Source organism: Bacteroides sp. HPS0048 (assembly GCF_964240755.1).
Classification (GTDB): Bacteria; Bacteroidota; Bacteroidia; order Bacteroidales; family Bacteroidaceae; genus Bacteroides; species Bacteroides nordii.
Window position 1 is genome coordinate 122,505 of the sequence record NZ_CAXSVC010000001.1, and the last position, 22,480, is coordinate 144,984.

Here is a 22,480-nt window from a genome sequence, read left to right on the forward strand (position 1 = left end):
CTTTTATCCCGGTGAAGAACGATGTACGACATGCACATCTGGTACTGCACGAGATGTGCATGTGGAACATCCCGACATGTGCATCTCGTACAGCACGACATGCACATGTCGTACATCGTTCAATTACGACCTTTCGTTCGTTTGATTATAATGTATGATAGAAGAGAATGAGACACATATAGATTAAGGGATGAGACCGGTACGATTGTTGCGTTTTGCGCTTGTCGTATCACTTAATTGAGGAACGGCAGGTATATGCAATTCTTAATGTTAGTGAATTTGTTTAATAAAAAGGAACTTGTTTGTCGTTTAACTAATATATTTATAGCTAAATAACTGGTATACGACGAAACGTCTCGTTTTAATTTTTTTGTATAATAAGTAAATAGTATCATGAAAGTAAGATCAATGTTATTGGGCTTGTCCCTGACTGCTCTGCCTGTTTTTGCGCAGACCCCGGTTTATCTTGACGATAGCAAGCCGATAGAAGAGAGAGTAGAGGATGCTCTATCCCGAATGACAGTAGAGGAGAAGGTGTCCATGACGCATGCACAGTCAAAATTCAGTTCCCCGGGTGTGGCGCGTTTGGGTATTCCGGAGTTTTGGATGACAGACGGACCTCACGGTATACGTCCCGAAGTGTTGTGGGATGAATGGGATCAGGCTGGCTGGACCAATGATTCTTGTGTGGCTTTTCCGGCTTTAACTTGTCTGGCTGCTACCTGGGATCCGACAGTGTCTATGCTCTACGGAAAAAGTATCGGAGAAGAAGCTCGCTATCGTAATAAAACCGTTTTGTTGGGACCGGGTGTGAATATCTATCGTACACCGTTGAATGGGCGTAATTTTGAATATATGGGCGAAGATCCTTATCTGGCTGGGCGTATGGTTGTTCCTTATATACAGGGAGTACAAAAGAATGGAGTGGCTGCCTGTGTGAAGCATTATGCGTTGAATAACCAGGAAGTGAATCGCCACACTACAAATGTGATAGTAGATGACCGTACTCTGTACGAAATCTATCTGCCTGCTTTTAAGGCAGCTGTTCAGGAAGGTAACACATGGGCCATCATGGGTTCTTATAATTTGTACAAAGATCAACATGTTTGCCATAATCAATACCTGCTGAATGACATATTAAAAGGTGAATGGGGATTCGATGGTGTAGTTGTATCCGATTGGGGAGGTGTACATGACACAGACCAGGCTATAACCAACGGACTCGACATGGAGTTTGGTAGCTGGACCAATGGTTTGTCTAACGGTACGAGTAATGCTTATGACAATTATTACCTGGCGCAACCTTATCTCGAACGTATAAAGTCGGGTAAGGTAGGTACAAAAGAGTTGGATGATAAGGTACGCCGTATTCTTCGTCTAGCCTTCCGTACAACAATGGATCGTAACCGTCCTTATGGCACAATGAGATCACCGGAACACTATGAAGCTGCCCGTAAGATAGGTGAAGCGGGAATTGTATTGTTACAAAATAACAACGATCTCTTACCTATCGATCTTGATAATACAAAAAAAATTGCTGTGATCGGTGAGAATGCTGTAAAGATGATGACTGTAGGTGGTGGTTCTTCTTCTTTGAAAGTGCAACGTGAAATATCTCCGCTGGATGGCATTCGCAACCGCGTTGGTAATAAGGCAGAAGTTGTCTATGCGCGCGGTTATGTAGGTGATGCAAGTGGCGAGTACAACGGCGTCGTTTCAGGGCAGAATCTGAAAGATGACCGTACTCCAGAGGAACTTATTGCTGAGGCTGTACGTGTGGCAGGTGAAGCGGATTATGTAATATTCATTGGAGGATTAAACAAAAGTGCGCATCAGGATTGTGAGGACTCTGACCGTGCCGGACTTGGTTTACCGTACGATCAGGATAAAGTTATTACAGAACTCGTCAAAGCTAATAAGAACCTGATTGTAATCAATATCTCCGGCAATGCTGTTGCAATGCCTTGGGTGAAAGAAGTCCCCGCTATTTTGCAGGCATGGTTTTTAGGTTCGGAGGCAGGGACAGCTATTGCTGCTGTATTGACTGGTGATGTGAATCCGTCCGGTAAATTACCTTTTACCTTTCCTGCTAAGTTGGAAGACGTGCCCGCACATCAGCTGGGCGAGTATCCCGGCAATGAAAAGGTAGGTAACATTGTCAACGAAAAGTACAATGAAGGTATTTTCGTAGGGTATCGTTGGACCGATAAACAGAAGAAGGTGAAGCCACTCTTTCCGTTTGGTTATGGGTTGAGTTATACTACATTTGAATATGGTAAACCGGTTGCCGATAAGAAAACGATGTCTGCCGATGATACAATTACTTTTACGGTATCTGTAAAGAACACTGGCACCCGTGAAGGTCAGGAAGTAGTCCAGCTCTATATCAGTGATAAAAAATCATCTTTGCCCCGGCCTGTTAAAGAGTTGAAAAGTTTTGATAAAGTAAAGCTCGCTCCGGGTGAGGAAAAGACCGTATCATTTACGATTGCTAAAGATGCTCTGAGTTTCTTCGATGACGCCAAACATGAATGGGTGGCCGAACCGGGTAAGTTTGAAGCTGTAATAGCTGCCTCTGCCGCCGATATTAAAGGAGTGGTTCCTTTTGAATTGAAATAAAAAGATCAGTGTATTATAGTTATACTATCTGATAATGGTTGGTTACTGGGCTATTTTATCTCTAAATCAAGTTTACAAAATTTGTAAGCCCATCATTGATGAACAGTATTTCAATGATGGGCTTTATTTCGTTTTTATTCTATTTTATCGTATAATCTTCCTAACAGTTCTTACTCCATCAGCAACTACAGAGAGCAGGTAAACGCCTTTTTTCAGTTCTTCCAGACCTTCAAGCTTAATTTCTCCGTTTCCTTGAAACTTATTTGTTGCGTGATATACACACAAACCATCCTGAGAATAAACACGAATGTTGCAGGATGTATTATTCATGTCTGTATAACGGATAACAATGCCCTCGGAAATAAGAGTGAAAGGTATTTCAATATTACTTTGCTCTTCCGTTATAGAGGGTTGTGATATGCCGGTGGGGTTGGATTGTTGGTTTTTTACATAGTCACGCAAATAATATCCCAAATGAGGAGGCTGATTATATGCCACATTCTGCCAGCAGATAGACATTCTGTAAATGTGATCGTGCATCAGGCACGGAACCCGATACGGAGAGGTAAATGGAGTAGAGAAGATCATCAGATTACTCTTGGTGGCTTCATCATAATAGATACACTCCTCTCGCCAGTCTCCGAAAATATCGGCTTGCAGCGAAGGGGTATCTTTAATGAGGTTTACACCGCAGCCATAAGTCGATACAAAATCCGTAAGGGTAGAGCAATTGGAGGTTTTGTTTACCCATTGTGAGATGATGCCTTTTTCCTGTAATTCTTCGGATAAATTGCCTGTCCAGTAGGTGCGGAAGTTTACAGGTGGTCGTCTGGTAGAGATAGAATCACCATTGCAGTCGAAGGTGATGTTATTGTACTTGCCATCAGCGGTTACATTGAATTTGGCTAACGACCAATATTCGGCACCACGTGAAAGCGAATCGATATCTGCACAAAGACCACGGCCGATGTCTGCCCCCATTTTACGTCCCGAAAGTATTTCTCCGGTCCGGGCATCACGCATTTCAAAACCATAAGCAGCCGACTTTTCTTCGTGTACCATAAATACTTCCAGGCCATCACGATCCGGAATGAAGTCCCCTAAATGAAGAGCGTCTCCGTGTCCCAATCCCGTACGATAGAGTAATGAACCGTCGTGATCGATACAGCAAGCGCCATAAACTATCTCATCACATCCGTCACCATCTACATCTCCTACGGCAAGGCTATGGGCACCTTCACCATAAGCACCTTGTCCTTTGACGGTGGATGCGTGCATCCATTTTTTCTTCAACTCCTTACCATCAAAATCCCAGGCACAGAGATAAGCGGCTGTATAATATCCCCGGCACATCACAAGACTTGGTTTCTTCCCGTCCAGATAGGCAACACATGCCAGATAGCGTTCGCTTCGGTTTCCATAACTGTCACCCCATGCTGAGTCTGAGATAATATTACGACTTGGTTCATAAGCTACGGTAGAGAGTTCTTTACCGGTGCTTCCTTCAAAAACAGTCAGGTACTCCGGACCGGTTTTTATGACCCCTTTCTTACCACCATAGGTTCCACGATAATCGGCAGTAGGATCGTCACTACCCATTATTACATGGTTTCCCTGTCCATCAATGGTTCCCGGGGCTGTCTTACAAGCTACTTCGGCTTTGCCGTCACCGTCCAGATCATAGACCATAAATTGAGTATAGTGAGCACCGGCACGGATATTAACTCCCAGATCTATTCTCCATAATTTGGTTCCATTCAGTTTATAACAATCAAGATAAACATTGCCGGTGTAGTTCTGGCTACCATTCTGGCCATTGTCGCATTGATTGGTGGGGTCCCATTTCAGGATAATTTCATATTCACCGTCTCCGTCTACATCACCTACACTTGCGTCTCCTGGGGTGTAGGTATAACTACTGCCTTGAACTGTGCCTCCTTGAGGGCGGTCGAGAGGAATGTTCAGGTATCCTTTTTCCAAAACTAATGCTGCAGCGGTTTCAACTACTTTACCGGCACTCAATGCTTCGACTGTATAGTTTGAATTAACTGATCCTTCAGCATCCAGATAATTGGTACGTGATGAGAGTGGCAGAGTATTTAGTTTTGTACCGTCACGATATATATTAAAAGCAATATCATCGGGATCTGTGGCAAGCCAACGCCAGTTTACCAGCATTCCATCGTTGGTGTAGGTTGCAATGGCTCCCCGGTTCAGACGCTCCGGATCGAGTACTTGCGGCCCACATTCTCTGGCAATCACAATGTATTCGGAAACTTCTTCCGACGGGAGCATTCCTTCTTTTACGGCGATTGCCTTAAGTGTGGTGGTTGTACTCAAAGAGAATCCTTCTGTATATACAGAGGCTGAAGAGGATAGGGCGGAGCCGTCTTTACTGTAATAAATGGTAGCTCCATGGGTGGGACAGCTGATTGTTACATTATTATCGGTGTCATAACTGATAACGGGATTTTCCACTTGTGCGGGCACGGTATATTCACTTTTTGTTGCAGCCAGATAAGAAGCTGTATTTGTGATCAGCGTTTTCGCATCAGGGGTTAATGTTTCAATTGCGGCATAAGAGAGAGGAATGAGTATATAGCTATTTTTTCCGTTACTCTGTTTATGCTCATGTATGGCATTATATCCGTTTGAGGCATTGGTAGCAAGTACTTCATCCGAAGCGATAATCTCTTTAGGAGAGGTATAGCTCTGTACATTATTACTTGTTTTCGCTGTACCGTCAAAGAGAGTGATGGTACCGTCAGAATTGATGCCTTTGAATAGAGAGTGTGTTTTAAATGCATCGGATACTATGATTTGATTCCATCCTGTAGAACCGGCTGTGGGGTTTATTGCACTGGCCCAGTTCCAGGACGCACTTCCATAATAAAACGCTTTTAAATTTAACATTGGAACTTTTCCTACCAGGTCTGATAGGGCTATACCAAATTTATTTGTACTGGCAACAGACTCAGAAGCAACTACCAGATCGTACTCTTTTAAGCTCTCTTTATAATAAGTGCCCGGGATGGAGTTATAGTTGTTTGCATCAATCGTTGTTACTGTAAACGATTTTACCAATGTCAGATAGACCGGATCTTTGGTAATGGAGTAATTGGAATATTGAGAATCGTAGACGTAGGCGGCATTAGGAAGATTCTGAGAATTTGCAATGAAAGCTACGTAATACAAGCGACTGTCGGCTCCACTTGTGCAAGTTTCCTCTGCCCAGGAGGTGACAGTGATGGTATACTGTTCGGCAGGGATCAAATCAGAGGTCTCAAGCACACCTGCCTCATTGGCATCGCTTCCTCCTAACAGAGTGATATTTGTTCCTGAATTGCCGGAAATAACGGCACGCACATAGCGGGTTGCGGCGCTACCACTTTGAAAGGCTAATTTCAGTCCGGAGATACCAGTGACGGTAAATACAGCTCCTTTATTGTTATTAGCTCCTTTAACGTCCAGCCAGTCCGATTCCATAGTGACGGTGCCGTCAGTAAGTGCATCGGGAAATGTAGCCGAGCGGGATGAATAATAAGCGAAAGTTCCTGATCCTTTTCCATCGAGGCACCAACCTTCATTGTAAGCGGCGGTTAACCCCTCTGAATTGGTGTAAAGGACAAAAGATTCTGTGAACGATTTTACGGCAGCCTGCAGGGATAAAGCGCTGCACAAAAAGAGTAAAGAGAGGAAAAGTCTCCAATAGTTTTTCATAATTGATTGGTTTTTTAAGTATCACATCATAAAACTTATCACAAAAGTATCTTATGTAGAGAGAATAGACGGGTACATATTTTCCTATAAAGTGGAAAAATTGGGATTTCTTTAGAGAAAGGTGGATAAAATGATTTACTGAATAGGATAGGGGGGATATATAGATCAGATAATGAAAAAGCTCATCTGGTAGAAAGCATCGGCCAGATGAGCTTTTGCTGCTGTGTTTTGTGAATAAGGTATTATTTGTTACTTATATCTTCGGGACGTACATAGAGTAGAATGAATTCACTTTTGATATCTATTTTATTGTTGGCTTTGTACAAGCTAAGGTAATCTGTACGTGCCGGATTCATCAGATAGATACGATACAGGTCTTTGCAAAGCTCTTGTTGTTTCATATTCCAGTCACTGATTTGTTGATAAGGCCATGCTGATACATTTTTACCCAGATAGGCTGCGAGAAAATCAGCTGCCTTGTAGAAGTTACGTCCGTCGGAAGATGTGCTGTTGTCGAGGGAAAGTCCCATTTTCTTTCCCATTACAAAGATGTCAAGCATGTGTTGTAAGTTGTATTCTGAATAACCAAAAGCGAGTGTGCGGCGAAGCTCCTGAGGTTGTTTGCCGTCCGGCTCAATTTGTTTATAGATACGTTTTTCGGGGAATTCTTTAACGAACCGTTCTGCAGTGGCCTGATCTCCGGCATACATAGCGAAAGCGATTACTTGTGCATCATAGGCTATACTGTGATTGTTTTTGGCATCATGCTCTTCTTTTCCTTGTTCGCTTGTCAATATCCAGTTTAACAGTTCCCCAAACCAGGCTTTGAGTTGTTTGGAGTCGTTACTTGTGAATGCTTGCGATTGTTCCAGTAATTGCACTGCATCGAGCATTTCTATAAAAGAATAAGTGTCAATCACTCCAAAACTGCGGCCTTTGTTGTTGTGGCGTCCCGGAATCATTTGGGCATATTCCAGGTTAGGGTTCATTCGGGTATCTTTATTAAAGAACCATACACGGATCAGTTCCGTTGCTTTTTGTGCATAACGTTCGTCGTTGCTGAAATACCATGCCAAACTGAGTGTTGTTATTCGGCTGGCAGTACTTCCCAGGCGGTTACGATCCAGTTTGTTCAGTTCAGGATTTGATTCTCCGTCGCGGCTGATGTATGGTAAGCCGTCGGGCTTTGTCGGATCGGGCCAGTAATAACGCGCCTGGCTCATGTAGTCGTGTTTATCTCCACTGGCAGGTGTTTTTTCTTTATCCATGACGGAATAAGGAACTGCATTGAGTAATTTATCAGCTCTTGATTTTAGCTCCTGAAAGATGTCTGAATAAGGTTGCTCCTGTATAGATTGTTTGACGGTTTTGAGATGCTCTGCATCCCAAATAGATTGTGCATGCATACTGCCGGTTGTGAACAATAAAACGACAATAAATGAGGTAACTCTTGCTTTCATAGTGTTTTTGTTTTGAATTTACTAAACTTTTCAAAGCCTGGTATCATTCGGATGGAATTTTATTTTTAGTGTACCGGTGCACTTTTAAATTTTATCTCAAAAGCTTGTACCGGTGTATCTTCGTGATAAAAACACGAAATAATGGTTTAGGAAAAGGAAGGAGAAGCTTTTTTTTAGTATACTTTTTCTATGTGTTGATTGAGTATAAATTTGCCTGTCTGTTTCTACTTCTTTTTTATCTCGAAAAGAAGTAGAAACAGATTGTTTGAAGATGCTTTCTTGTTTAGAAATATCTTAAAAAAGGTTATTGCTCTATTTTCTTGTTTGTGGTTGTAGGACTAATAAGCTTTCCGGCCCCATATTGAATAGTAAGTCTATCATACTTAAATTCGGACGAAAACCATTCCGGGCTTCGAATACCTGATAATAAGGATGGGGAATAAATTCCGGGTCCGTCTCCCGGAAATCTTTTTTGGGATGAATGGCTTCTCTGAAATCATACTCATCCGGAGCAAAATCCATTTTATATTCTGTAGTTCGTTTTAGGGCTACTTCAATATCTGTCAGTTGACAAATAAGTCGGCAGAGTTCTTCGTTGAAATCGATTAAAAACTCGTATTTCTTCTCATAGAACGGATGAAAATCATCTTTATAGTATTCAAAAAACGGAGTACTATTGTAGGCCGATTCAATAGCATTCCAATGCATATGGCGCCAATTCCCATGATCGGAAATACGGATATCCTTCATGGGGCATTTCGGATTTTCCGGTTTTACAGTAGGGATAGAAAGTGCAATATCACCATCCGGACCGGCAATAGTACAACGATTACGATAGGTCTGCTTCATATAGTGGTCATGCTGCTCGATAAAAACTTTATCATAGGTAACCAATTTGCTATAGTATTCTACGGGAGCCAGATAGGCTGAAGAGAGAAAAACAGTTTTCATTTGTAATTCATCATTAAATATTCATCATTTATTCTCATCGTACAGGTTGAAAGAAACGATTCCACCTGTAACCTTCAAACAGATTTGTATTACTCTCTTTGGAGAACCAGATAAGAGAGGCTTTTCCGATAATATGATCTTGTGGTACAAGTCCGAAAAGGCGTGAATCGGATAAATTAACAGAATTATTGGATACCATCCAATAATAATCCTTACTGAAATAACAGTGTTGTACAGGGTGTCCGTCTACATACAATGTATCATGTTTGATTTCTGCATGTTTACCCTCATGCAATACAAGTGTGTTACGGAGTAGTGTCCTGTTCCAGGGGTATACCCGGACAGCCATCCCTTTCCGGGGGATTATCAGCGGGTTAACTACTTGTTTTTCCCGGTCTGACTCAAGTGGCTGTATCCAGTTTGATCCGTTCATGGCCTGTTCCAGTAGGTAATATTCGTAACGGCTGAAACTTCGTACGTTATTGACGGAATCCTGTCCCATCAGTTCATTGGGAGTTATGGATAAAATGCTCAGGAGCGAATCAAGTTGTTCTTCTCTGGTTCTCGGGTAGGTATACAACCTTTTACGGTCAGGTCCTGCTACGGTTTGGGAGGATACTATCGTAAATAGTGAATCAATCAATAAGGTATCTCCTGGTACACCTGCACAACGGCTTATAAATACCTCCCGCCTGTCTATAACGGGCTGTGTTGTACTCGCAGGATTATTGAATACAACAATATCCTCTTTTTCCACTTTTCGTTCTCTCCATCTGTGATAAGAAAAAAGAGACATCAGTGGCAGGCGAAGTCCATAACTCCATTTGTTTACTAATATACGTTCACCGCGGAAGAGAGAATTTTCCATACCTGCCGAAGGGATAAGGCATGAGGTAAAAACAAAGCTGCGGAGCAATAATACGATGATTATTGCTCCGGCTAATGCTATTATCCATTTTAGATTTCTCTTCATGGCGTTTTAGTTCTTTAGTTTTTCAGTTTTTTAGTTCTTTAGTTTCAATTTATGATAACTACTGAGAACTTACCAACTTACCAACTCATAAACTTATCGACTCGCAAACTTACAAACTTACCAACTCACAAACTCACACTCATTTCACCCATTTAAAGATACGGTTCCAGCGGATCTTTCCGTTAAACCACCCCCGGTCTTTATCGAGAGATAACCATACTACAATTGGCTTACCTACTACATGATCTTCGGGTACAAAACCCCAATAACGGGAATCCTGTGAATTATGGCGGTTATCACCCATCATCCAGTAGTAATCCATCTGGAAGGTATATTTGTCTGTTTTTTGTCCGTTGATGTAGATACCATCGTCTTTCACTTCCAGCTTGTTACCTTCGTACGCAACAATACATCTCTCATAAATAGGAAGATTGTCCATCGTCAGTGTGATGGTAGAACCTTTGGCTGGTATCCATATAGGACCATAATTGTCTACTGTCCAGTCTGTATACAAGTTTAGTGGATAGAGATCGTGTGAGGGTCTCTCTGTTGAGATTGGTTCTATCGAAGTAACAAGGTCTTTGCGTGCAAGCAATGTGTTGCGTGCTTTTTGGGTAAGTGGCAAGTAGAAAACAGTTGCTCCCGGTTGGTAGTATTCTGTATCTTCGTTGCTTAATCCCAACTCATCATGGAGGAATTCGTTGGGTATCATCTTACCGGTAGCATGTACGGTATAGAGGAACTGAAGGTTTTCCGGTTCTTCCTGTGCTTTACCGTCGATGTATATGATGCGGTCTTTTATCTGAAGAGTATCTCCCGGAAGTCCGACACAACGTTTTACATAGTTTTCGCGGCGGTCTACCGGCCGATAGATTATGTTACCGAATTTTTCAGGGTGTGCAAACACGTATTTTCTACCGGCATCCCGATAAAGGTCATATACGATCCGTTGTTGTTTACGATTCAGACTATCCATGTTGATCGGATTGGAAAAAGTCCCTTTTCCTTCCCGATAAATGATGTTATCGTAGAAGTCAGTTTGTTGATAGGTGACAGCTACAGTATCTCCTGCCGGGAAGTTGAATACTACAATATCGTTCATTTTCACTTTACCAAATCCCGGAACACGTTTATATTTCCATTGTGGCCACTCGATATACGATTTAGTGTTTACAAGAGGCAATGTATGCTGCGCCAACGGCATAGAGAGGGGTGTATTGGGAACACGAGGGCCATAGCTCATTTTACTTACATATAGAAAATCACCTACTAACAGAGATTTCTCTAAAGAAGAAGAAGGTATCTGATAGTTTTGAAATACATATATGTTCACGAAGTATACAGCTACCAATGCAAAAACAATGGCATCCACCCAACTCATGACATTACGTACTGTAGAGTTTTTCGATTTCTTCCAGAATGACCAGGGGACTTTCTTCGTGATATAAATGTCGAAGATAAAAGGAACTACGATGAGTCCCCACCAGCTTTTCACCCATACTAAAAAAGCCAGGTAGAGGAGGATAACGATGGCACATTTAATCCATTGTGCGCGCGTTGCTTTTTCCATGATATAATTTATTTATAATTATTCTTTCAAAAACGGAAACAAGTCACTCATGCCTAAATACCCTTGTTTATCCATAGTATATTCGGCAGCTAATATAGCACCTAAGGCAAATCCACCACGGTTTTTGGCATCGTGTGTAATGGAGATACTGTCAGCTGCCGAATCGTAACGAATGGTGTGAATGCCGAAAACCTCTCCTTCACGAATGGAGTGAATAGGTAATTCGTTGGCTGTGACAGCCACTTCTTTTACCCAATGGTCTTTACGGTCCAGATTTTCAAGGATACCTTCGGCCAGTGTGATAGCAGTACCACTTGGTGCGTCGAGTTTATGTATATGATGTGTTTCGCTCATGGTCACATCATATATTGGGAACTGATTCATTATCTTTGCCAGGTATTTGTTGACAGCAGAGAAAATAACGACTCCCAGACTGAAATTAGAAGACCAGAAAAGTGTTTTCCCTTCTTTCTCGCAAAGTTTTTTTATTTCGTCACCATGTTCTGCCATCCATCCGGTACTGCCTGAAACGAGCTTTACGCCGGCGTTGAATGTCTTGATATAGTTGTTGTATGCCACTGTCGGATTGGTGAATTCAATAGCCACGTCCGCAGAGCGGAATGCTTCAGATTCAAAATCATCCTGATTGTCGACGTCGATAATGCAGACTATCTGATGTCCGCGGCTAAGGGCAACTTTTTCCAGTTCTTTGCCCATCTTTCCATAACCGATTAATGCTATTTTCATTGTTTTACTGACTTATATTCAAAATAATAGTCGCAAAGATAAGATTTTTATTACATTTGTCGAACACATTAACGTCTTGTTAACATGGAACAACTCTTGCACTATGTCTGGAAACATAAAATATTCCCTCTTACTCCATTGCAAACAACCTCAGGATTGCCGGTAGAAGTCATTGATACCGGTTTGCAAAATACGCATGCCGGTCCCGATTTTTTTAATGCCAAACTAAAGATAGACGGCACTCTTTGGGTAGGTAATGTAGAAATACACACAACTTCTTCTGATTGGTATCGTCATGGACACGATCATGATAAAGCTTATGATTCGGTCATTTTACATGTTGTTGAACAAGCTGATTGTGAGGTTTTTTGTTCCAATGGCGGGCAGGTTTCCCAGTTGTTACTTGTGTGTCCGGAACATGTAAAGCAACATTATGAAGAACTTCATGCAAGTGATATTTATCCTCCCTGTTATTCTATTTTGTCCGCTTTATCTAAGTTGACGATCCATTCCTGGCTTAGTGCATTGCAGACAGAACGTTTTCAGCAAAAGGCTGATGTGATAGCCAAACGGTTGCACTCTTGTAATAATAATTGGGAAGATGCTTTTTTTATTACCCTGGCCCGTAATTTCGGTTTTGGTCTGAATGGAGATGCTTTTGAAACATGGGCCAATCTGGTCCCTTTTCGGGCAGTAGATAAGCATCGGGATGATCTGACACAGATAGAAGCTTTCTTCTTTGGGCAGGCAGGTTTGCTGGAGGAAGATGCTACAGATGATTATCAGGCCCGGATGCAGAATGAGTTCCGTTATTTACAACATAAATTTGAACTGTCTGCTGTAATGGATAATGCTTTATGGCGTTTTTTGCGAATTCGTCCGGGTAATTTCCCGCATGTTCGTCTGGCGCAGTTAGCAGCTCTTTACCAAGAGGAACGTTCATTGTTTTCGCGTGTGATGGAGGCTAAGACATTAAAAGAGATCAGGCAGATATTGATAGCAAAGACTTCTCCTTATTGGGAAAGTCATTTTATTTTTGGTAAATCCTCTCCCCAAAAAGAAAAGGGAATTGGTGCAGGCGCACAAAATCTGTTAGTTATCAATACTGTTGTTCCTTTTCTTTATGCTTACGGGTTGCATAAAGCGGATGAACGTTTGTGTGATCGTGCTACTGATTTTCTGGAAGAGCTGAAGGCAGAAAATAATTATGTGACTCGTTTGTGGAGTGGGGCAGGACTGCCTGTACATACAGCTGCTGATAGTCAGGCTTTACTGCAACTTCAAAAAGAGTATTGCGATAAAAAGAAGTGTCTTTATTGCCGTTTTGGTTATGAGTATTTGCGAAAGAAATAAAAACTAAAACTAACCAATTATCAGGCAACTAAAATATTTTTCCTCTTTTAATCAACGCATTCAAGCTTCTTTTATCTTTGTCGAAAAACGAAGATAAGCTGCACCTTGGCATAAAAAATGAATAAGTTCATTTTATTCTGCTCTCGGTTTGCATTATCTTTGCAGCCAATTTAAATGCAGTTAATTATGAAAACAAAAAGAGTTGTGTCTTACCTGTTGGTAGCTGTTCTGTTAGCAGGTGTTTGCTGTGTGTCCTGTGGCAATATGTCAAAAAGAAAAGCAGAGGCTCTTGCTGCCAATGTAGACGGGGAGGATTTCCCTGCTTTTTTAGAAAAGTTCACTTCCAGTGCAGCTTATCAGTATACACGTATTAAGTTTCCGCTGAAAACTCCTATTACTTTGATGACTGATGATGGAAATAGTGAGAAAACTTTTCCTTTCACCCAAGAGAAATGGCCATTGTTGGATAGTGAGGTATTGAAAGAAGAACGTATTAGCCAGGAAGAAGGCGGTGTGTATGTTTCAAAATATACGCTTAATGAACCTGCTCACAAAGTTTTTGAAGCCGGGTATGAGGAATCTGAAATAGATCTTCGTGTGGAATTTGAATTGATTGAAGGAAAATGGTATGTGACCGATTGCTATACCGGTTGGTATGGGTTTGACCTTCCGATTGGTGAACTTAAAGAAACAATACTTCAGGTTCAGGAAGATAATAAAGCATTTAAAGAATTGCACCCTTGACAGAAAAACTTGAACCGAGGGTGATTGACTTGAAAAATAAGATGCCAAAAACGGATAAATAATACTTTGTGTTACTCTGTAGTGAAATAGATTCGTACCTCTACAAGAAGTTCTTCTATCCACGGAGTCGTGAATAATTATTGTATTATTCTGTACGATTTAAGCCCCTCTTTTTCCGAAAAGAGGGGTTTCTTTGTATCCGGTAGTAATCTTTAAAACTAATACATAAATAAATGAAACGAATTCTTATCCGTAGCACTGCTTTATTTACTTTTCTCTGGTTGGTAACAGCCTGTCTGCCTTCCGGAAAAAATAATACCTCTTTAGCTGAAAATTGGATTGCAGAGGATGAATCTGCCGCCATGCAATTATCATTGGTGTCGGATACTTTGGACATTGTTGTACCTGCAGGTCTCACTTTATGGTATAATGAGCCATTGACCGGTGAGTATGAAATAAGTTATCACATAGCTATATTAATGGAAGACGGAAAGCAGGATCGGCTGAGTGACCTGAACTGTTTCTGGGCTGCCAATGATCCGCAGTATCCTGATGATATTTTTGCTCGCAGTGAGTGGAGAAACGGAGTTTTCAAAAATTATAATACATTGAATCTATTCTATGTGGGCTATGGTGGTAATGAAAACACAACCACCCGTTTCCGTCGCTACTATGCTGAATTTTATGGAGTCGATGATGCCCGTGTAAAACCCTTAATTGCTGAATATACTGATCCTGCCCATCTTCTGGTAGCAGGAAAGTGGTATCATATTGTGATTCGCGTAGAGAAAAAACAAACCACGTATGCAGTGAATGGTGAGGAACTTTTTCGCGCTTCTTTAAAACCGGGAGAGGGGGATGGATATTTTGGCCTCCGTTTGCTCCAGAATCATGTCCTGATGACCGGATTTCAAATCAAACAAATGTGATAACCACACAATTAATACTCTAAATGATGAAACAATCTTTTATGAAATTGGGAGCTGTAGTTTTTCTCTCTCTTTTTGGCTCTGTTACCTTATTGGCACAATTGGTGAAGAATGATCGTATGTTTTCTTTTGAGGAGTCGCAAGTTCCTGCTTGTATCAGTAGCGAATCTTCAAAATTATCCATTTCACCGGAACATTATAAAGATGGTACGCATTCATTACTATGGACTTTTCAACCGAATGCAACACTTTCTTTGAAAAAAGATCTGAAGTTTGAGAAAAAAGATCCTACCGGGAAAGATCTCTATCTTTCGGCTTTTATTGTATGGATATATAATGAGCAGCCACAAGATAAAAAAATAGAATTTGAATTTCTGAAAGATGGAAAGGTTTGTACATCATTTCCTTTTGGGATTAACTTCAAAGGTTGGCGTGCTGCCTGGGTATGTTATGAACGTGATATGCAGGGTATCCCTGAAGAGGGTATGAACGAACTTCGTATGGTTGCGCCGAATGTAGAAGGTCAGCTTTTTATCGATCATCTTATTACAGCAATCAAAGTAGATGCCCGCCAGCAGACAGCAGATTTACAGGTGCCTTTTGTGAATGCCGAAACTACGAATCATTGGCTTGTTGTCTATAAACATTCGCTATTCAAACCGGATATTGAGCTTACTCCGGTTAGTGAAAAACAAAGACGGGATATGCAATTGATAGAGAAACGTTTCCGTGATATGGTATATACATCTTCCATGTTATCGCAGAAAGAGATTGAAGTGATTCGTAAAAAATATGATTTTTATAATATCTCTTATAAAGATGGAAAAGTGACGGGTGTACCTATCTTTATGGTACGTGCTTCTGAAGCTTATGAGCGTATGTTTCCCGATTGGGACAAAGATATGCTTACCAAACAGGGTGTGGAAATGAGAGCTTATTTTGACTTGATGAAACAGATTGCCGTAGCTTATAACAATGCTTCGGATGATTCTGTCAGAGCGGAGATGAAAGATAAGTTTCTTGCCATGTATGATCATATTACCGATCAGGGAGTAGCATTTGGCAGTTGCTGGGGGAATATACATCATTATGGTTATAGTGTGCGTGGTTTATATCTGGCCTATTTCCTGATGAAAGATGTGCTTCGTGAGGCAGGGAAATTAAATGAGGCTGAGCGCACACTACGTTGGTATGCCATAACCAATGAAGTCTATCCGAAACCAGAAGTTGATGGTATTGATATGGACTCTTTCAATACGCAAACAACAGGACGTATTGCAAGTATTTTGATGATGGAAGATACGCCGGAAAAACTTCAGTATCTGAAATCTTTTTCAAGGTGGATTGATTATGGCTGTCGTCCGGCTTTGGGGTTAGCCGGAGCTTTCAAGAAGGATGGAGGAGCTTTTCATCACCGGAATAATTATCCGGCTTATGCTGTTGGAGGTTTGGAAGGAGCTTCAAATATGATCTACCTATTCAATCATACTGATTTTGCTGTATCTGAGCTGGCTCACCAGACAGTGAAGAAAGTATTACTTACGATGCGTTTCTACTGTAATAAACTCAATTTCCCACTATCTATGTCCGGACGTCATCCGGATGGAAAGGGAAAACTTATTCCGATGCAATATGCAGTGATGGCTCTTGCCGGTACGCCCGATGGAAAGGCTGATTTTGATGCTGATATGGCAGCAGCTTATCTTCGCTTGGTAGCCGGTACATCTTCTACAGGAGAAGATCCGGAATATATGCCTCAATTTAGCAATGAGGAAGAGAGGCGTATGGCTAAAATTTTGTCTGATAAAGGTTTCCGACCGGAACCGGATCCGCAAGGAAACCTTGCTATGGGATATGGCTGCGTATCTGTTCAGCGTCGTAGTAACTGGGCTGCAGTAGTCCGTGGGCATTCGCGTTACCTTTGGGCAGCCGAACATTATCTTGGCGCTAATCTTTACGGACGTTATCTGGCTCATGGAAGTATGCAGATACTGACTGCTGCTCCGGGGGTGGTTGTGACTCCAGATACAAGCGGTTGGCAGGAAGCCGGATTCGACTGGAACCGGATTCCCGGTGTGACTTCTATTCATCTGCCATTTGATGATTTACAGGCTAAAGTTTACAATGTTGATACCTTTTCTGGTATGGAAGAGATGCTTTATTCGGATGAAGCATTTGCCGGTGGCTTGTCTCAACAACATCAGAATGGAAATTTTGGAATGAAACTGCATGAACACGATAAATACAATGGTTCCCATCGTGCGCGTAAATCTTTTCATTTCTTTGACGGAGTGATTGTCTGCCTCGGATCAGACATTGAGAATACGAATGGTGAATATCCTACGGAAACTACCATTTTTCAGCTTGCTGTGACAGATTCGGCAGGGCATGCCTATTGGAAGACATATCAGGGGGATGGTAAAGTCTGGATAGATCATATTGGTACGGGGTATTATGTACCTGTTGCTGCTAAATTTGAGAAGAAATTTCCACAGTATTCACGTGCACAAAAAGTGAATAAAGAGACAAAAGGAGATTGGGTATCTCTGGTTATAGATCATGGAAAGTCGCCCAAAGGAGCTTCTTATGAATATGCTGTTCTTCCCCAGACCGTTGTACCCGTTATGAAGCAGTTTGCAAAGAAACCTTCGTATAAAGTATTGCAAAAGGATCGTAATGCACATATTGTACGTGATCTGAAAAGTAATACCACTTCGTATGTGCTCTTTGAAACTCCTTCTGCCGATCTGCCCAAAGGATTGTTGATGAAAGCAGATACTTCCTGTTTAGTAATGGTACATGAAGAAAAAGGAAAAGCTCTGCTTACGGTAGCTCAGCCCGATCTTGCCTTTTATCGTGGTCCGAGTGATGAAGCTTTTGATGAAAATGGTAAACGTATAGAGCGTAGCATCTATTCCCGTCCCTGGATTAATAATGATAGTGGAGAGATTCCAGTGACGGTTACATTAAAAGGATGTTGGACTGTGAAAGAAACGCCTGCCTGCCAGGTTGTATCTTCAGATAAGAATTCTACGGTGATTCGTTTCATCTGTAAAGACGGTATGAGTCAAGATACCGAACTGATTCCTTTTAAAAACTGATGTTTAATGAGGTTGTGCCAATAGTAAAACTTACTATTGTTAAAACGCAGATTAACGCTAATTTACGCAAAGATTCAATTAAATCTGCGTTAATTAGCGTAAATCTGCGTTTCTACGGTTATCTGTTGATAGTCGTCTCAGGCTTTTGATACAGTCTCATCTTCTGATAGAAAAGATATAGTCTTATTTCTTAGCCAGAAACTTTTTGGTTAACCATTTTCTTACAGGTTCATCATATAGCTTCAGGCAAAGATAAGCCAGTACAATACTCAATGCGTAAACACACAAAGCAACTTGCCAGGTTTCACCCAAAGTATAGAGCTGATTTTTAATCAACCACGCATAGAATAAGTACATAATAGGATAATGTACCACATAGACAGGATAAGATATATCTCCCAAAAACTTGCATATCACGGTTGACTTCTTATCAGTTGTGGTTCCCGATGCTCCCAGCCAGACAAGAATAGGGAAAGCTACAATAACACAAAATACTTCATAAGCACCATTTACGCAAAACGGCTTCGCACCTTCCAGATAAGGCACTGCGAACAAAGCAATCATAATAATTGTGCATATCCAGAAGGCACCTTTCAACTTTACAGGCTTGAAGTTACGCGACAAAAGCATACCCATAGAGAAAGGGAAAAGCATTCTCAATGTCCCGCCGATGAAGTTTACACCGTCCAATGTCCAGCCCACTCCTATATTTCCATAGCCAGATATATCAAGTACCGCGAATAATGCCAAGGCAACTCCCAACACTGCTACAAGTACAGCTAATGCCTTATTAGACAGGCGGCGAATAAACAAGGCATAAAGAATATTTCCTATATACTCAAAGAACAGCGACCAGCAAGGTCCGTTCAAAGGAAACATTTCACCGTTGCCACGAACTTCATAGCCCACCCCCGGCATCGCAGGAATAAAGAACATCGTACAGAGAAGAGACAGCATTACCATTGATATGGCAATATGTGTTCCATCCCATTGCACGCACCCTTGGAGATAGAATGTAACAGCGCCTAAAACGGCACCCATGATTACCATAGGATGAAGACGTATCAAACGACGTTTAAAGAAATTTTTCATAGTAAGACCTTTCCCCCAGCGGTCATCATAAGCATAACCGATAACAAACCCCGAAAGGATAAAGAAAAAGTCTACGGCTAAGTATCCGTGATTGAGGGTGTCAATAGTACCATTACTGGCAAAAGCGTAGCCTTCGAATATATGATACAATATGACTACAAGAGCCGCAACGCCTCTCAGCCCGTCAAGGAGTTCGTAGTGAGGTTTAGAGTCTGCAAATGCAGAAGCAGAGATGTTTTTCATGTTAAATCTATAATTCAAATTATTATTAGTAGTAGTGTTATTGACGACGCGCCAAAGTTACGGAACTTATACATCTAAAAAATTGTCCTACGACAAAATCTTACCGGACAGGAAAATTATTTGTGTGCTCTAAGGCGGCTGAGTGTTGGAAGTGTTATGCCCAGATAAGATGCAATATACCCTAATTTTACCCGCTGGCATACTTGAGGGAACTGCTGCTTAAACTCTTCGTACCTTTCTTTAGCCGAGAGTGTCAGGCGATCTTTGTGTGAACGGTGCAAGCGCCTGTATTCGTTTTGATGAATAATTCTTCCCCAATTGGCCAGTTCGATATTGTTTTGAAATAGCCGGAGCAAGTCGGTGAGTGATATCTTATACGCAACAACTTCTTCAAGCGTTTCCACAAACTCCTCACTTATTTTATTATAATACAGTTCATCCATACTGAAAACAATACTTCCTTCGTATGCAAAGGAGGTTGTTATTTCTTCTCCGTTTACCAGCCAGAAAGAGCGAGTCATTCCTTTTTCTATGAAATAAGCCGATTTACAAAATTTATTTGCCTCTATCAATTTATACTTCTTGGGGAAATGACAGATTGTTACATTTTCCTTTAAAATTTGTAAGGTATCATCAGAGAGCGGATACAGAGAGTTTATCTTGTTTATTACATTTGTCATAAAGTTGATGCTTGATTCTTTTTCATTAGTTACAAAGATAATGGAAACCGAGAGTAGAATAAAATGAGCTTGTTCATTTTTTAAGCCAAGGTGCTGTTTATCTTCGCTTTTTGGCAAAAATAGGAAAAACAATTCTGTCCTCCAATATAATCATGTAGTTTATACCGGTATCCTCTTTTATATCGCTAAGATTCTGAGAAACAATTGTGTGATTCTTGATCAAAAATCAGCATATAACTTTATTAGTCGGCTAAAGTCTTGTTCATTTTGGCTTAGAGCAACCCTATTGCTGCATTATATTTTGCCAGGCTTGTACTTTTGTGTATTGCTTTCCATACTTTACGACCAATTTGTGGCTCAAGATACTCCCAGAAAATTTTCATTTTGTTGAGTAATTGATCTTCGCCGCCTTCAAGCCGTTCTTCATAACGGGCAAATACGATCTTGTGCATTTGGTATAGTTTCTCTTTCATATCCTCGGTGGAAAGGGACTTTTTCTCTTTATATTCGATGGCTAAAGCCGGATTCATCAGTAACCCTCTTCCAATCATGATTCCGGATAGAGTGGGAAAGCTATCGTGAATACGTTCTATATCTTCAATATTACTTATATCTCCATTATAAATCAAAGGGTGGCGACAAATTTCTGCAAAGGCGGCAAATCCTTTCGGATCGACATCTCCTTTATATTGCTGCTTTCCCAATCGTGGATGCATGGTGATATGTTTTAATGGATATACATTCAATATGGGGGCTAACTTCAGACACTCTTCAGCATTTTCCCATCCCAGACGCATTTTCACAGAGAAACTTATTTCCGGATATCTTTGGGTAATTTCTAATAGTTTCTCTACTTCTTCGGGAAAAGGAAGGATACCGGAGCCGTTGTGACGTTTGGCTAACATAGGAAACGAACACCCCATATTTATATCTACTTCCTTATATCCTTTTTCGGTGAAAAGGGATAAAATGGTCTCAACTTTTTCTTCCTCATGTCCGATAAGTTGGGGTATCAGGTGGGGGACTTCGTTAGTTCCCGGTTCTATATCCCGAACATCCCTATTCCGGAACGTTCCTTTGTCGAGCCGGATAAAAGGGGTATAATAAGTATCTATTCCACCAAAGATTGCGGAATGCGCGTTACGATAGATCGCGTCGGTATATCCTTGTAACGGGGCAAAATGAATTGGAAGTGTTGCTGGCATACAATATTTTTTAGGAAGCAAAAGTAAGGGTAATATTTCTCATTGTCAACTATAAAATGAAAAAGCCTCATTCTTTGTTTTGGGGAAGAATGAGGCTTAGAGATATAAAATTGATTAAGGTAGAAAAATCGTTATATCGTATTTATTTAAATACCTGTTTCATTGGCCGTCCGATCCATACCTGAGGCTGTTCGAGTTTAAAGATATAAGCAATGGTAGAGGCTACATCAAATTGCATCATACTCTCTGTGAAGTTATAGCCTTTTTTTATATTCTTACCGGAGATGATAAAAGGAGTTTGCATTTCTTCCATTGTTTTACCGCCGTGTCCTTTATTGATACCCCCATGGTCAGCAGTTAAGATAAAGATCGTTTCGTCCCAAATACCAGCTTCTTTTACGGCATTTAGTATTTCGCTTATATATCTATCCAATTCTTCTAATTTTTGATAATATGTTTCTGTATCATGTCCACTTTGATGTCCTACATGATCAGGCTCATCAAAGAAAATGCCTACGAAAGCTGGTTTCTTTTCTTTTATATATGCACAAGAATGGGTTGCAACAGCTTTATCAGCCTTTCCTGAAGGATCATCTTCGGCTTTTACATGTATTTCTTTACTCATAGCCTTCATTTCTGCCAGATACTCTAATCCGTTCCATTGACAAAAGAATCCGATTTCAGCTTGAGGGTTAGCATCTCTGAATAACCCCCAGATGCTGGGGAAAATGCCATAATGGCTAAGTACACGAGAGGGTAATTCCGGCGTTTTCGATCCCCATTCTGTGTATCCGTGTAATTCTGGACCTGCACCCATAAACATAGAAGCCCAGTTTACAGCGCTTGAAGATGGTAGTACAGATCGCTTTTCCAGGGTGTATGATCCATCTTTCATTAATTGTTTTACAGTGGGCATATTAGCTTTTTCCATACTGTAAGCACCCCAACCGTCTAATCCAATAAATACTACGTGTTTAGCTTTCCATTTAGCGCCGAATGAAGGTGTACATGATAGCAGTAAAGCAAGGCAAAAGATAAGCTTAAAGAATTTGTTATTCATGATTATTTAAAATTAGATTAAGAGTAATTCTGT

Annotated in this window: 15 protein-coding genes; 5 read left to right on the forward strand and 10 right to left on the reverse strand. The window is 41.0% G+C overall.

What is annotated here, in order from left to right; all coding sequences use genetic code 11:
• Nucleotides 1–393 precede the first annotated feature (393 nt).
• Nucleotides 394–2,619, forward strand: coding sequence for a glycoside hydrolase family 3 C-terminal domain-containing protein (locus ACESQI_RS00500; protein ID WP_007483274.1), 2,226 nt, complete (start codon nt 394–396; stop codon nt 2,617–2,619).
• Between the two features lie 144 nt (nt 2,620–2,763).
• Here the strand turns inward: ACESQI_RS00500 and ACESQI_RS00505 are convergent, their stop codons facing one another.
• From ACESQI_RS00505 to dapB, 6 genes are all read right to left on the reverse strand, one after another.
• Nucleotides 2,764–6,339, reverse strand: a complete 3,576-nt coding sequence (locus tag ACESQI_RS00505) for a chitobiase/beta-hexosaminidase C-terminal domain-containing protein (protein WP_373125325.1) — start codon at nt 6,337–6,339, stop codon at nt 2,764–2,766.
• 242 nt (nt 6,340–6,581) lie between these two features.
• On the reverse strand, nt 6,582–7,799 hold the full coding sequence (locus tag ACESQI_RS00510; protein ID WP_234130707.1) for an alginate lyase family protein: 1,218 nt from the start codon (nt 7,797–7,799) through the stop codon (nt 6,582–6,584).
• Nucleotides 7,800–8,111: 312 nt separating this feature from the next.
• On the reverse strand, nt 8,112–8,750 hold the full coding sequence (locus tag ACESQI_RS00515) for a WbqC family protein (RefSeq protein WP_002558626.1): 639 nt from the start codon (nt 8,748–8,750) through the stop codon (nt 8,112–8,114).
• Nucleotides 8,751–8,784: 34 nt separating this feature from the next.
• Entirely contained in the window at nt 8,785–9,723 is a 939-nt protein-coding gene (gene lepB, locus ACESQI_RS00520) for a signal peptidase I (protein ID WP_373125326.1), read from the reverse strand.
• A gap of 139 nt (nt 9,724–9,862) precedes the next feature.
• On the reverse strand, nt 9,863–11,293 hold the full coding sequence (gene lepB, locus ACESQI_RS00525; RefSeq protein ID WP_122201163.1) for a signal peptidase I: 1,431 nt from the start codon (nt 11,291–11,293) through the stop codon (nt 9,863–9,865).
• An 18-nt stretch (nt 11,294–11,311) separates the two neighbouring features.
• Entirely contained in the window at nt 11,312–12,040 is a 729-nt protein-coding gene (gene dapB, locus ACESQI_RS00530) for a 4-hydroxy-tetrahydrodipicolinate reductase (RefSeq protein ID WP_373125327.1), read from the reverse strand.
• An 84-nt stretch (nt 12,041–12,124) separates the two neighbouring features.
• Between dapB and ACESQI_RS00535 the strand changes: the two genes are divergently transcribed.
• From ACESQI_RS00535 to ACESQI_RS00550, 4 genes are all read left to right on the forward strand, one after another.
• Entirely contained in the window at nt 12,125–13,393 is a 1,269-nt protein-coding gene (locus ACESQI_RS00535) for a DUF2851 family protein (protein WP_373125328.1), read from the forward strand.
• A gap of 186 nt (nt 13,394–13,579) precedes the next feature.
• Nucleotides 13,580–14,137 (forward strand): hypothetical protein, encoded by a 558-nt coding sequence (locus tag ACESQI_RS00540; protein ID WP_002558631.1) that lies wholly within the window; start codon nt 13,580–13,582, stop codon nt 14,135–14,137.
• A gap of 233 nt (nt 14,138–14,370) precedes the next feature.
• Entirely contained in the window at nt 14,371–15,066 is a 696-nt protein-coding gene (locus tag ACESQI_RS00545) for a DUF6250 domain-containing protein (protein ID WP_373125329.1), read from the forward strand.
• A 23-nt stretch (nt 15,067–15,089) separates the two neighbouring features.
• Nucleotides 15,090–18,167, forward strand: a complete 3,078-nt coding sequence (locus tag ACESQI_RS00550; RefSeq protein WP_373125330.1) for a chondroitinase family polysaccharide lyase — start codon at nt 15,090–15,092, stop codon at nt 18,165–18,167.
• Nucleotides 18,168–18,350: 183 nt separating this feature from the next.
• Here the strand turns inward: ACESQI_RS00550 and ACESQI_RS00555 are convergent, their stop codons facing one another.
• The 4 genes from ACESQI_RS00555 to ACESQI_RS00570 all read right to left on the reverse strand — a co-directional run bounded on the left by ACESQI_RS00555 (nt 18,351) and on the right by ACESQI_RS00570 (nt 22,447).
• Nucleotides 18,351–19,502, reverse strand: coding sequence for an acyltransferase family protein (locus ACESQI_RS00555; RefSeq protein ID WP_373125331.1), 1,152 nt, complete (start codon nt 19,500–19,502; stop codon nt 18,351–18,353).
• Nucleotides 19,503–19,618: 116 nt separating this feature from the next.
• Nucleotides 19,619–20,182, reverse strand: coding sequence for a Crp/Fnr family transcriptional regulator (locus ACESQI_RS00560; protein WP_007483293.1), 564 nt, complete (start codon nt 20,180–20,182; stop codon nt 19,619–19,621).
• 272 nt (nt 20,183–20,454) lie between these two features.
• The gene (locus tag ACESQI_RS00565; protein ID WP_122201160.1) at nt 20,455–21,387 is read right to left on the reverse strand and encodes a tRNA-dihydrouridine synthase family protein; all 933 of its coding nucleotides are present in this window, start codon (nt 21,385–21,387) and stop codon (nt 20,455–20,457) included.
• A gap of 142 nt (nt 21,388–21,529) precedes the next feature.
• Complete coding sequence (locus ACESQI_RS00570) at nt 21,530–22,447, reverse strand: alkaline phosphatase (RefSeq protein ID WP_122201159.1); 918 nt, start codon at nt 22,445–22,447, stop codon at nt 21,530–21,532.
• Between the last annotated feature and the right edge of the window lie 33 nt (nt 22,448–22,480).

Bases quoted from the DNA above. Each gene is read 5' to 3' on its own strand.
- ACESQI_RS00500 (WP_007483274.1), top strand. From the start codon at position 394: ATGAAAGTAAGATCAATGTTATTGGGCTTGTCCCTGACTGCTCTGCCT.
- ACESQI_RS00505 (WP_373125325.1), bottom strand. From the start codon at position 6,339: ATGAAAAACTATTGGAGACTTTTCCTCTCTTTACTCTTTTTGTGCAGC.
- ACESQI_RS00510 (WP_234130707.1), bottom strand. From the start codon at position 7,799: ATGAAAGCAAGAGTTACCTCATTTATTGTCGTTTTATTGTTCACAACC.
- ACESQI_RS00515 (WP_002558626.1), bottom strand. From the start codon at position 8,750: ATGAAAACTGTTTTTCTCTCTTCAGCCTATCTGGCTCCCGTAGAATAC.
- lepB (WP_373125326.1), bottom strand. From the start codon at position 9,723: ATGAAGAGAAATCTAAAATGGATAATAGCATTAGCCGGAGCAATAATC.
- lepB (WP_122201163.1), bottom strand. From the start codon at position 11,293: ATGGAAAAAGCAACGCGCGCACAATGGATTAAATGTGCCATCGTTATC.
- dapB (WP_373125327.1), bottom strand. From the start codon at position 12,040: ATGAAAATAGCATTAATCGGTTATGGAAAGATGGGCAAAGAACTGGAA.
- ACESQI_RS00535 (WP_373125328.1), top strand. From the start codon at position 12,125: ATGGAACAACTCTTGCACTATGTCTGGAAACATAAAATATTCCCTCTT.
- ACESQI_RS00540 (WP_002558631.1), top strand. From the start codon at position 13,580: ATGAAAACAAAAAGAGTTGTGTCTTACCTGTTGGTAGCTGTTCTGTTA.
- ACESQI_RS00545 (WP_373125329.1), top strand. From the start codon at position 14,371: ATGAAACGAATTCTTATCCGTAGCACTGCTTTATTTACTTTTCTCTGG.
- ACESQI_RS00550 (WP_373125330.1), top strand. From the start codon at position 15,090: ATGATGAAACAATCTTTTATGAAATTGGGAGCTGTAGTTTTTCTCTCT.
- ACESQI_RS00555 (WP_373125331.1), bottom strand. From the start codon at position 19,502: ATGAAAAACATCTCTGCTTCTGCATTTGCAGACTCTAAACCTCACTAC.
- ACESQI_RS00560 (WP_007483293.1), bottom strand. From the start codon at position 20,182: ATGACAAATGTAATAAACAAGATAAACTCTCTGTATCCGCTCTCTGAT.
- ACESQI_RS00565 (WP_122201160.1), bottom strand. From the start codon at position 21,387: ATGCCAGCAACACTTCCAATTCATTTTGCCCCGTTACAAGGATATACC.
- ACESQI_RS00570 (WP_122201159.1), bottom strand. From the start codon at position 22,447: ATGAATAACAAATTCTTTAAGCTTATCTTTTGCCTTGCTTTACTGCTA.